The organism is Streptomyces sp. NPDC021212 (genome assembly GCF_044332925.1).
Taxonomy (GTDB): domain Bacteria; phylum Actinomycetota; class Actinomycetes; order Streptomycetales; family Streptomycetaceae; genus Streptomyces.
Window position 1 is genome coordinate 164911 of the sequence record NZ_JBIRPZ010000009.1, and the last position, 12271, is coordinate 177181.

Annotated in this window: 4 protein-coding genes; 3 read left to right on the forward strand and 1 reads right to left on the reverse strand. The window is 72.3% G+C overall.

The window, feature by feature from the left end; translation table 11 throughout:
* Positions 1 to 209 precede the first annotated feature (209 nt).
* Positions 210 to 1403: an elongation factor Tu gene (gene tuf, locus ACH4SI_RS24790; RefSeq protein WP_398299095.1), complete on the forward strand. Its 1194-nt coding sequence runs from the start codon at positions 210 to 212 to the stop codon at positions 1401 to 1403.
* Between the two features lie 207 nt (positions 1404 to 1610).
* Complete coding sequence (locus ACH4SI_RS24795) at positions 1611 to 2441, forward strand: thioesterase II family protein (protein WP_398299097.1); 831 nt, start codon at positions 1611 to 1613, stop codon at positions 2439 to 2441.
* On the opposite strand, the gene ACH4SI_RS24800 is transcribed toward ACH4SI_RS24795, so the two are convergent.
* Entirely contained in the window at positions 2396 to 5161 is a 2766-nt protein-coding gene (locus tag ACH4SI_RS24800) for an AAA family ATPase (protein WP_398299099.1), read from the reverse strand. The two genes, ACH4SI_RS24795 and ACH4SI_RS24800, sit on opposite strands and share 46 nt — an antisense overlap.
* 787 nt (positions 5162 to 5948) lie before the next feature.
* Here ACH4SI_RS24800 and ACH4SI_RS24805 point away from each other — a divergent pair.
* Positions 5949 to 12248: a beta-ketoacyl synthase N-terminal-like domain-containing protein gene (locus ACH4SI_RS24805; RefSeq protein ID WP_398299101.1), complete on the forward strand. Its 6300-nt coding sequence runs from the start codon at positions 5949 to 5951 to the stop codon at positions 12246 to 12248.
* The last annotated feature ends 23 nt before the right edge of the window (positions 12249 to 12271 follow it).

The window sequence follows — 12271 nt, forward strand, 5'->3', positions numbered from 1 at the left end:
CCTCACCGTTTAGGCTGGAGCAAAGGCACATGGGTATTCCGTCGCGGAGCGCTCGAAACGGCGTTTCGCGGCGGGTCCCCTGACGCCGGCCCCCCATAACGAATACGGCGACGGGCATCCCCTCGGGGTCCTGGCCGGTTCGGTAAGACCACCTGAACCCGTCCGCAAAGCGCGGATGCGTTACAGAACCACTCCACAGGAGGACCCCAGTGGCGAAGGCGAAGTTCGAGCGGACTAAGCCGCACGTCAACATCGGCACCATCGGTCACGTCGACCACGGTAAGACGACCCTTACCGCGGCGATCACCAAGGTGCTGCATGACAAGTTCCCGGAGCTGAACCCGTACACGCCGTTCGACGAGATCGACAAGGCTCCGGAAGAGCGGCAGCGCGGTATTACGATCTCCATCGCGCACGTGGAGTACCAGACGGACTCCCGTCACTACGCCCACGTCGACTGCCCGGGTCACGCGGACTACATCAAGAACATGATCACCGGTGCGGCGCAGATGGACGGCGCCGTCCTCGTGGTCGCCGCCACCGACGGCCCGATGCCGCAGACCAAGGAGCACGTGCTCCTGGCCCGCCAGTCGAACGTGCCGTACATCGTCGTCGCGCTGAACAAGGCCGACATGGTGGACGACGAGGAGATCCTGGAGCTGGTGGAGCTCGAGGTCCGTGAGCTGCTCTCGGACTACGAGTTCCCGGGCGACGACGCGCCGATCATCCGCGTCTCCGCGCTGAAGGCGCTCGAGGGCGACCCGCAGTGGGTCAAGTCCGTCGAGGACCTGATGACCGCGGTCGACCAGTCGATCCCGGAGCCGGCGCGTGACGTCGACAAGCCGTTCCTCATGCCGATCGAGGACGTCTTCACCATCACCGGTCGCGGTACGGTCGTCACCGGCCGTATCGAGCGCGGTGTGCTGAAGCTCAACGAGAACGTTGACATCATCGGCATCAAGAACGAGAAGACCTCGACCACGGTCACCGGCATCGAGATGTTCCGCAAGCTGCTCGACGAGGGGCAGGCCGGTGAGAACGTCGGTCTGCTGCTCCGCGGCATCAAGCGCGAGGACGTCGAGCGCGGCCAGTGCATCATCAAGCCGGGTTCGGTCACCCCGCACACCGAGTTCGAGGCCACGGCCTACATCCTGTCGAAGGACGAGGGTGGTCGCCACACCCCGTTCTTCAACAACTACCGTCCGCAGTTCTACTTCCGTACGACTGACGTGACCGGTGTGGTGACCCTCACCGAGGGCACCGAGATGGTCATGCCGGGCGACAACGCCACCATGAGCGTCCAGCTGATCCAGCCGGTCGCCATGGAGGAGGGCCTGCGGTTCACCATCCGTGAGGGTGGCCGTACCGTCGGCGCCGGCCAGGTCACCAAGGTCACCAAGTGACCGAAAAGTGATCCTTCCTGCCCCGCGAGGGTAGGGGTTCACGGCTCAAGGGCGGGTCCGCGCATCGTGAGATGTGCGGGCCCGCCTTGCTGTTTCTGGGGGCTGGTAGGGGTTTTCCCGGCGACCAGGGTGCAGCACGCTGGCAGGACGCCGGGCCGGACGGGCCGGCGGTGAGGGCCCGGAACGACGACCGGATGGGAACCACCGATGCCCCGGACCGAGGACGACGAGCTGTGGATACGGCGTTTCCACGCCGCCCCGGACAGCGCCGTCAGCCTGGTGTGCCTCCCGCACGCGGGAGGCTCGGCCCATGCGTACTTCCCGCTGTCCGAGGGGCTTATCCCCTCGGTGGAGGTGCTGTCCGTGCAGTACCCCGGCCGGCAGGACCGCCGCTGGGAGCCGCCCGCCACCAGCGTCGAGGAGCTCGCCCGGTCGGTGGCCACGGCGCTGCGGGGCACCCTGGAGCGCCCGGTGGCGCTGTTCGGCCACAGCATGGGCGGTGCGGTCGCCTTCGAACTGGCCCGCATCCTGGAACGGGAGGGCGTCACCCCGGTCGGCCTGTTCGTCTCGGCGCGGCGTGCACCCTCCCGGCACCGGTACGACCCGGACGCCCGGCTGCCCTCCGATGACGAGGTGAAGGCCGAGGTGCGGCGGCTCAGCGGCGCGGACGCGGCGATCCTGGAGGACGCGGGGCTGCTGGACGCCTTCCTCCCGGTGATCCGCGCCGACTACGCGGTCGCCGGTGGGTACCGGGGTGCCGCCGATGCCCGGGTCGGCTGCCCGGTCACGGTGCTGGTGGGCGACGCCGACCCCGAGACCACGGACGAGGAGGCCCGCGCCTGGCGGGACCACACCACCGGCGCGTTCACCCTGCACCGTTATCCCGGGGGCCACTTCTACATCGAGCAGCACCGGGCAGCCGTGATCGACGTGCTCGCGGACGCGCTGCTGCCCGTGGGCACCGCGGCGGCCGGGCCGGCCCGGCCACCGGCTCAGGCTATGTCGGCATCGTCGAACCCCAGGCTGGCGGGCAGCTGATGACGGTGTTTGATCCTGAACTTGCGGTAGACCTTGGTGAGGTGCTGCTCGACGGTACTGACGGTGATGAAGAGCTTCTCCGCCACTTCCCGGTTGGCCAGCCCCTTGGCGGCCAGTAACGCCACCCGGCGTTCGGCGTCGGTGAGCGACTCGACCCGCATCGTCTTCTGTCCGCCGCAGGAGGCCGAGCGGTCGTACGGCAGGGCCGGCCGCAGGACGCGCAGCAGCTGCTCCGCCCCGCACTCCTGGGCCAGCCGCCAGGCGCGGCGCACCACTTGCCGGGCCTCGCCGCCCTTCCCCAGCTGCTGCTGAGCCTGGGCGAGGTCGGCGAGGGTGCGGGCCATGTTGTACCGGTCGCTGCCCGCCTGGAACATCTCCAGGGCGCGGCTCAGCAGGCCCGGGCGCTGGGCCGAGGTGCGGGTCGCGGCCAGCAGCCGCAGCGCGGAGCCGACGGCCCTGGGCTGCCACGGCTGGGCGCGTTCGAGTTGTTCGTTCAGCAGCTCGGCGGCCTGGGCCGGCTTGTTGAGCCGTAGCCACGCCTCGGCGGCTCCGCTGCGCCAGGGCACGAACCCGGGGGAGTCAAGACCCCAGGCCCGGGCCTGTTCCCCGCAGGACAGGAAGCAGGCGAGCGCGGCCTGGTCCTGCTCCATGGCCAGGTGGTACCGGCCGCGCGCGTACTGGTGGTGCAGCCCGTACCGGGTCTGGAAGGCGGCGTCGGGGAGCGGGCGGCCCAGCAGTTCGGCCGCCGCGTCGTACTCGCCCATGGCGGTGTTGGCCTCGATCAGGGTGGCCAGGGGGAGGGCGAGGGAGACGCCCCAGCCCTCGACCGGGAACCGGGACAGGGCGTCGAGGGCCTGGTCGCGGGCGGCCGGCAGGTTGCCCTTGCGCAGCGTGACCATGGCCTTGGTGCTCAGCAGCAGCGCGTCCCAGGCGGGGGCGTGGCGCTTGGCCGACTGGGCCAGCAGCTGGTCGCACCAGGAGTCCGCGAGGTTCAGCTGATCGATGTAGATCAGGGCGTGCAGCGCCGACAGCGGCATCTCCATGGACTGCTGGCCGAGACGTACGTACTGGAGCACCAGCTCGGCCTGGGCGGCGATCGACTCGACGCCCTGGCCGGTGACGGCAGAGAACACGGCGTGGGCCGCGGTCAGCTGCGGCGGGTCCGTCTCCGACGCGGTGGGAAAGCCCTCCGGCGCGACGGCCAGCAGCGGCCCGCCCATCCTGCGCAGCGCGCCGGGGTAGGTGGAGGCGAGCCGTATCCAGGTGGTGAGCAGCAGAGGGTCGGACTGCTGCTCGTCGCCGGTCGTCGGCAGCCCGTCGGCGACCTTGACCGCCTCGTCCTCCAGGCCGTTCCACAGCAGGGCGCGGATCAGCTGGAGCGAGGTGGCCAGTGGTATCGCACCCTCCTGGGCGGAGACGGCCAGCGACTGGAGCTGGGAGACGGCGGTCTTCGGGTCCAGCCGCCAGGTGATGCCGGCCGCCGCTGCCTTGAAGACGAGGGCCTGCGCCTCGTCGCCGGAGCAGCACCGGCTGGCCAGTTGCAGGCAGTGCGCCGCCGAACTGCCCTGTCCTGCGACCAGGAAGTGGTCGGCCGCCGCGCGCAGCAGGGGCGCTTCCCAGTCCTCGCCGAGGGGGCCGCATTCCAGCAGCCTGGCGGCGACCACGGTCTGCGGTGCGCCCTCCTCGTGGAGCAGCCGGGTGGCGCGACGCAGCAGTGAGGTGTGGGTGTCGGCCGGGATGTCGCCCAGCATGGCGGAGCGCAGCGCGGGGTGGCGGAACCGCCCGTCGTGGAGCAGGCCCGCTTCCTCCAGCGCCTCGACCCCCTGGGCCGCGGTCTGCGGGCTGACCCCGGTCAGCTCGCCGAGGAGGGTGGGCACGCCATGGCTGTCCAGGAGGGCGAGCCCGTGGGCGATGTTCACGTAGTGGGGGCCGCTGCGGTGCACACAGGCCAGTGCGGCGTGCTGGAAGGCGTCGGAGATGAGGACGCGGGGCGGCTCGGTGGCCGGGCCGCGGTGGTGGGTGCTGTCCTGGATCAGGGCGCGCAGGAGCAGCGGATTGCCGCCGCTGACCGCGAGGAATTCGTCGGCAAGTCGCTCGGCCGTCTCCTCGCCCATCTCCTCGGCGACCAGCCGGACCACTCCGGCCCGGCTGAGGGCGCCGAGTGGGATCCGCCGGGCGCGCTGGTAGTGCAGCTCTCCCAGCAGGGTCTGGTCGGCGGTGCGGTGCGTGCTCTCGGTGACGACGAGGCTGATGCGCATCGTCCGGAAGCGGCGGATGAGGTAGAGGAGGCACTGCAGGGATGCGGAGTCGGCGTACTGCATGTCGTCGATGGCCAGCAGCAGCGGTGCCTGGGTGGCCAGTTGCTCGGCCTTCCGGTACACGTGGCGCAGCACGCGGGGCGGTACGCACGGCTCGCCGGGGGAGGGGCCGAGGTGGCCGGCCGCGGGCGGTGTCGCGGGAGCCTCGTGCTCGGCGATGTCGCCGACGTCGGGGAAGAGCTGTTCCACCAACGCGTAGGGGAACGGCTGCTCCATGGGGCTTCCCATGGCGGTCAGCGCCTGAAAACCCTGCGCGGTCGCCTGATTGCAGAGCAAATGCAGTAGTTCGGTCTTGCCGGTCGCGGTGCCCCCGCAGATGACTGCCAGGGTCCCCGAACCACCGGCACTCTCCGTGAACATCGCGGCCAATTGGGATATTTCGACGTCACGGTCCACGATCATTGGCAATCCCCCATTTCCCCCGTATCCATCCCCCGTTCCTCGTCGAGGAGTTGGGGATTCCAAGGTGCGCGTCCTGGCCGGAACTCAGTGGTAACCGGAGTCCGGACTGCTTTGGTCAAGGCATCTGTCCGGGCTCGCCCCTCGTACAGGGGCCAGGGTAGCAAGATGGACCGGCCACGGACTATGGCCACTTTTTCGTCGTCCTGTCCCCCTGCCTTGCTCGGCCAGGCGCCCACATGGGGGGAGATGTGCTGACTTCGGGTACTTTTCGGTGCCGTCACCCGACCCTTACTGCGCCCCTACGTCGGTGGCGAGGATAGGGGTTCCTCGCCGAGAGGCCGTCCTGTTCCAATGGCGCGGGTGTCAGGGCCTGCGGCCGATAAGGGGGAGGCGAGGGTAGCCGATGTATTTCGTGACCGCTCCCTGAATCGCTCGACCAAGAGTCAAGTTTGACGACCTCATGGAATTTTCAAGGGGAACCGGAACCTGGGGGCCATGTTTTTGTGCGCCGGGCGCGGAAGGGGGCGCCGGTGACCGGAGCGCTGCGCTCCGACGCCCGGCCGACCGGGTCGGCGACCCTGGTCCCGGCCCCTTATCAAGCAGTATTCCAGCAGTTCACGGCGGCCTTTCAAGCCCCTATGCCGCCCCTAGTGACCTGGGCAGTCAGGGGTTCCAGTGGCTCCGGCCCTCTGGTCGAATCGGCTGGGAAGGGCAGTGAGCCGCGCGTCGTGCCGTAATCGCCGTGTCATGTGTCCGAGGGGGATCCGTGAAGCCGAGGAACGTTCGATTGGCCCTGCCGCATCTGGCGGTGGGCGGGCTTTCCGAGAACTGGCTCTTCAAGGAGTGCGGCGATCTCCACTGGCAGTTGATCGGTGAACATTTCGGCATCCCGGTCAGTGACCTGACCGACGCCCGGGGAGACCGGTTGCTTCCCGTGTTCGTCCGGGTGCGGATGACGGCGCGGCAGCCGCTGAGCGCCTTCCGCGAGGGGGACGAGGTCATCCTGACCGGGCGCCTGAGCCGGGTGGACGAACGCACCTTCGCAAGCGACGTCGAGTTGCGCGCCGGGGACCGGGCGGTGACGGCACGGCTGATGACGGTCTTCGCCAAGCGCGGTGCGGACAACACCCTGGCTCCGGTCGTGCCCCGGCCGGGCGGAGAGGGCGCCGGACGGGCCGACGAGGAGGCGGTCGCCTTCCACCGCGCGTTCATGGCGGCCCGGCGGGCCGATCCGGCGCGGCCGCTGGATCCGGCGGACGCGGACGGCGAGGGCGTCACCCAGGTCTACGAGCTGAATCCGTACTACGACCTGAACGGCGCCGGGCTGCTCTACTTCGCCTCCTACCCGCACATCGACGACCACTGCGCGCGGCTGTACCTCAACGCGGCCGGTGCGGAAGGCGGGTTCGGCGACCAGGGGCCGGACTGGTCGACGGCGGCCTCGACGGTGGACCGCGACGTGATCTACCTGGGCAATTGCGGCCCGGACGACGCCGTGGTCCACCGGCTCGACTCCTGCCGGTTCGAGGACGGCCGGGCGCGGCTGGCCTCGACGTTGCTGCGGGAGAGCGACGGGGCGCCGCTGGCGCGGATCACCACGGTCAAGGAACTCGCCGAGGCCGCCGCCGCCGAGGCCACGGATGCCGGGCGGGCCGTGGACGGTCCGGAGGCGGGGGACGAGGCGGGGGACTCCGGGGACCTCGTCCCCCGGCTGCTGCCCGTCATGGCCCGCGCGCTCGGCGTCCCCGAGGAGCACGTCGCCGGCGACACCGATCTGCGGACGCTGGGGCTCGACAGCTTCACCCTGTCCACCTTCGCCCACACGCTCTCCGGTGTGCTCGGCAGGGAAGTCGACCCGAGCCGGCTCTTCCAGTGCTTCACCGTCGACGGCATCGCCCGCGTGGTGGCCGGGGAACCGGCGGCCGCCGCGGCGCGGCCGCCGCGCGGGCGGGCCGCCGCACGGCGCCCGCGCCCGGGAGCGGCCCGGCGCGGCGCCGGGGCGGACGAGGTCGCCGTGGTGGGCCTCGCGGGCCGCTTCCCGGGCGCTGACTCGGCCGGTGAGCTGTGGCGTCTCCTCGTCGAAGGACGGGACGTCACCGGCGGGATCCCCGCCGACCGCTGGGACTGGCACACCCCGGCCGGTCCGCGGGCGGACCGGCCGGCCGCCTTCGGTGGCTTCCTCAACGACATCCGCCGCTTCGACCACGCGTTCTTCCAGGTCTCCCCGCGCGAGGCCGCGCTGATGGACCCCCAGCAGCGGCTGTTCATGGAAACCGCGTGGGAGGCGTTCGAGGACGCCGGACACGACGTCACACGGCTGCGCGGCAGCCGCACCGGCGTGTACGTCGGCGTGTGCCACCAGGACTACGCGGCCGTGCTGCGCGAACACCTCTCGACGGCGGAACCCCACCGGAGCGTGGCCACCTCCCTCTCCGTCATCGCCAACCGGGTCTCCTACGCGTTCGGGTTCCACGGCAGCAGCGTCGCCGTGGACACCCTGTGCTCGTCCTCGCTGGTCGCCGTGGACCAGGCGGTACGGGCGATCCGCGACGGCTCCTGCGAGCAGGCGCTGGTGGGCGGCGTCAACGTCATCTGCGACCCCGGCCAGCACCAGGCGTACGCCAGGACCGGCGTGCTCAGCGCGGACGGCCGGTGCCGCACCTTCGACGAGGACGCGAACGGCTACGTGCGCGGCGAGGGGGTGTGCGCGCTCGTCCTCAAGCCGCTGCGGCAGGCCCGCGCGGACGGCGATCAGGTGTACGCGGTGATCAAGAGCGTGGCCACCAACCACGGCGGCCAGTCCCAGTCCCTGACCGCGCCCAACGCCGACGCGCAGGCGGCGCTGCTGCGGCAGGCGTATGAGGCGGCCGGTGTCGACCCCGCGACCGTCGGCTACCTGGAGGCACACGGCACCGGCACGGTGCTCGGCGACCCGATCGAGGTGTCCGGCATCGTCGCCGCGTTCCAGCGGCTCCACGGGGACCGGGGAGAGCCCGTCCCCGAGGACGCGTACTGCTCGCTGGGTTCCTTGAAGACCAACATCGGCCATCTGGAGGCGGCGGCCGGCATCGCGGGAATGATCAAGGTGATGCTGGCGATGCGGCACGGGACGCTGCCCGCCACCCGCAACTTCACCCGGCTCAACCACCGGATCCGCCTCGACGGCACGCCGTTCCGCATCCAGCGGGAGCCGGCCCCGTGGCGGCGGTCCACCGGGGCGGACGGGCGGCCGGTGCCGCGCAGGGCGGGCGTCAGCTCGTTCGGGATGGGCGGCACCAACGCGCATGTCGTGCTGGAGGAGTTCATCGACTCCGGGGCCGGTGACGGCGCTCCGCAGGACGGTCCGTACGTGGTGCCCCTCTCGGCGCGGACGCGGGAGGCCCTGGACGACGCCGTTCGCGGGCTGGCCGCGTTCCTCGACACCGGGCCGTGCCCGCCGCTGGACGCCATCGCGCACACCCTGAAGGCCGGCCGCGCGGAGATGGCGGAACGCCTGGCGGTCGTGGCGTCCTCGGTGGACGGCCTGAGCCGGGCGCTGCACGGCTACCTCGCCGGCGACCGCGGCGAGGCCGGGGTGCTCGGCGGACACGACGGATCCACCGCCGTGCGAGCGGCCCGGAGCTGGGTGGCGGGGGAACCGGCCGACCGGACGGAGGACCCCGGCGCGCACCGCCCGCCGACCCGGGTGTCCCTGCCGACCTACCCGTTCCGCCGCGACCGGCACTGGGCCGCGCCCGAGCCCGCGTCCGGGGCCCCGGACGCCGTGCGGGGTGCCGAGGGGGCCGGCGTGCGGCAGGAATTCCTGGTCAAGGAGTGGCGGGCGGACGGCATACCCGCCCCCCGGGACATGGCCGACGGCACCTATCTGGTCCTCGTCGACGAGGAGTCGGCACCGGCCGGTGCCGCGCTCTTCCCCCCGGGTGACGACCGGCGCCGGGGGATCGTGGTGCGTGCCGCCGACCTCCCCGGGCGGCCGGAGGAGATGCGCACGCTGCTGCCCGCGGGGGAGTCCGTCGCGGGGCTCGTGGACCTGGCCGACTGGCGACGGGACGGTACGAACGGCGGCGATGCCGCCTCGTTCCGCGGCCGCCTCCTGCTGCTGCGGGAACTCCTCGCGCACCACCGGCTGCCGTCCCTGACCTGTGTGCAGGTGGTCCGCGGCCCGCTGGCCACGGAGGCGGCGGGGCTGTACCGGATGCTCTCCAGCGAGTTCCGCAGCGTCCGGAGCCGGACCGTGGACGTGGACTTCGGGCCGGACCGCGCCGAGGAGCTGGGTCCCGTCGTGGCGGCCGAACTCGCCCTGCCCGACCGGCGGACGGAGGTCCGCTACCGGGCGGGGCGGCGCGAAGGGGCGTCGCTGCGCCCGCTCGGCGACGCGGAGCGGGCCGCCGCAGCGGCCCGCCCCAGCCCGCTCGACGAGGCGGCCTCCGGCACCGTGGTGATCACCGGCGGCACCGGCGAGATCGGTCTGCGCCTCGCGCACGAGCTGCACCGGCGCGGCGCCCGCCATCTGCTGCTCATCGGCCGTGGCAGGCTGCCCGCGCGGGCCAAGTGGGCCGCGCTCGCGGACGACCCGGACACCGAACCCCGGCTCGCGCGCCGGCTGCGGGAGCTGGCCGGACTTCTCGAACGGGGCGCCTCGGTGGAGGTGCGCACCCACGCGCTCAGCGACGCCGGCTCGCTGCGGCGGATGCTGGAGACGACCGCGCGGCGGCACGGGCCGGTCACGACGGTCTTCCACGCGGCGGGGACGATGACCGAGGGCGCCTCCCTGCTGGCGAAGACGCCCGAGGACGTCCAGCGCGTGCTCGACCCGAAGGTGCGGGGCGTGCGAACGCTGTGGAAGGCGCTGGCGGACCGGCCACCGCGGCTGCTTGTGCTGTTCTCGTCGGTGTCCGCCGCCGTCCCCCGCCTCGGGGTGTCCTACGGCGACTACGCGGCGGCCAACGCCTTCCTCGACGACTTCGCGGCCGAGCACGCCGAGCGCGCGGACCGCGGCGGCTGTGCGGTGCGCTCCCTGCAGTGGCCGGTGTGGGAGGACACCGGCCTGGGCCGGGGACGCGGTGCGGCCGTCGACGCCCTGGGTCTGCCCGCCCTCCCGGTCGCGGAGGCGCTCGAACTGCTGGACAGCGCGCTCGCGGTGGACGGCCATCCGGTGCTGCTGCCGTGCCGGGCCGACCACGGCAGGCTGCTGCCGGACGAACTGGCGCTGGCACCGGAGCCGCCGAAGACCTCCCCGGCCGTGGACCCCGCGCCCGTACCCGTGCCCGTATCCGGGACCGCTGACGGAGGGGCCGGCGGACCGGACCCGGAAGCGGTCGTCGCCTGGCTGACCGGGATCCTCGCCCGGACGCTGAAGGCGGACCCGGACGCCCTTCCCCCGACCGCGTCGTTCGCCGAACTCGGCCTCGATTCCCTGCTGCTCGCCGAGCTGGTGACCGTACTGGAGGACGCCCTCGGCCGGCCCGTGGACCCCACGCTGGTCCAGGAACACCCCACGCCGCGCGAGTTCGCGGCGGCGCTGCTGGAGGGGTCGGCCGCGGAGGTGCGGGCCGCGCTCGGGGACGACGCGCCCGCGGCCGCCGCGGACCCGGGCACGATCGCGGACGACACCGTCGTGCGCGAGCCGGTCGCGCACCCGGTCACCGCTTCCCCGGCCGGGCGCCGGGCCCCCGTGCCGATCGCGGTCATCGGGATGGGCTGCCGTTTCCCCGGCGCCGACGACCCGGACGCCTTCTGGCAGAACCTGATCATGGGCAAGAGCCATGTCGTGGAGGTCCCGCCGGACCGGTGGGACGTGAACGCCCTGTACTCGCCCGACGGGGGCCCCGGCAGGAGCGTCAGCAAGTGGGGCGGCTTCATCGACGACGCCGCCGACTTCGACGCCGCGTACTTCGGCTTCGACGACCGCACCGCCCGCAGCCTCGATCCTCTGGTGCGCAAGGCGCTGGAGGTCAGCGCCGAGTGCCTGCGGGACGCGGGTTACCGGGAGGACGAGCTGAAGGGGCGCCGCGTCGGCGTCTACGTCGGCACGCGCGCCGCCAACTACCGCGAATATCTGCGTCCGCTGTCCCGCGAGGCCATCGTCGGCGTGGGCCAGAACTTCATCGCCGCCCATCTCTCGCACCACTTCGACCTGTCGGGGCCGAACCTCGTGGTCGACAGCGCCTGTTCGTCCTCGCTGGTCACGGTGCACCTGGCCTGTCAGAGCCTGGCCCTCGGGGAGACGGAGATGGCGCTCGCCGGCGGGGTCGACCTGCTGCTGGACGAGGAGCCGTACCTGCTGCTCAGCGAGGGCAAGGCGCTGTCGCCCACCGGCAAGTGCCATACGTTCGACCGGGCCGCCGACGGCTTCGTGCCCGGCGAGGGCGCGGGCATGGTGCTGCTCAAGCGCCTGGACCAGGCGGAGCGGGACGGGGACCGGGTGCTCGCCGTGATCGAGTCCGGCGCCGTCAACAACGACGGCCGCACCATGGGCTACACCACCCCCAGCGTGCAGGCCCAGCGGGCGCTGGTGCGGGAGGCGCTGGAGATCGGCGGCATCGACGCCCGGACCATCGGGCACGTCGAGACCCACGGCACCGGCACCATGATCGGCGATCCGATCGAGCTGCAGGCCCTCACCACCGCCTACCGCCGCCACACCGAGGACACCGGCTTCTGCGGCGTGGGGAGCGTGAAGACCAACATCGGCCATCTGCTCAGCGCCGCCGGGGTCGCCGGGCTGATCAAGACGGTGCTCGCGCTCGGCCACCAGCAGCTTCCGCCGACGCTCAACTGTGTCTCGCCCAACCCGCGGTTCGGCTTCTCCGCGTCGCCGTTCTACCCGGTCACCGACACCGAGGGCCTCGCCCCGGGGGCCGTGCTGGAGCGGGCCGCGGTCAGCTCGTTCGGCTTCGGCGGGACGAACGCGCACCTGATCCTGCGCCGCGCCCCGGCGGGCGCCGCCCCGGACCGTTCCGTCCGGCAGCCGCTGCCGCCACCCGACTACCACCGGAAGCCCATCTGGCCGCGTCCGCCCGCGGCGGTGAAGCCGATGACGAGGTCGGCACGGCTCGACCTGACTTTCCTGCCTGCCAGCAGCTGATCTCGGAACCAGGAAGAGACCCT

Bases quoted from the DNA above. Each gene is read 5' to 3' on its own strand.
- ACH4SI_RS24795 (WP_398299097.1), top strand. From the start codon at position 1,611: ATGCCCCGGACCGAGGACGACGAGCTGTGGATACGGCGTTTCCACGCC.
- ACH4SI_RS24800 (WP_398299099.1), bottom strand. From the start codon at position 5,161: ATGATCGTGGACCGTGACGTCGAAATATCCCAATTGGCCGCGATGTTC.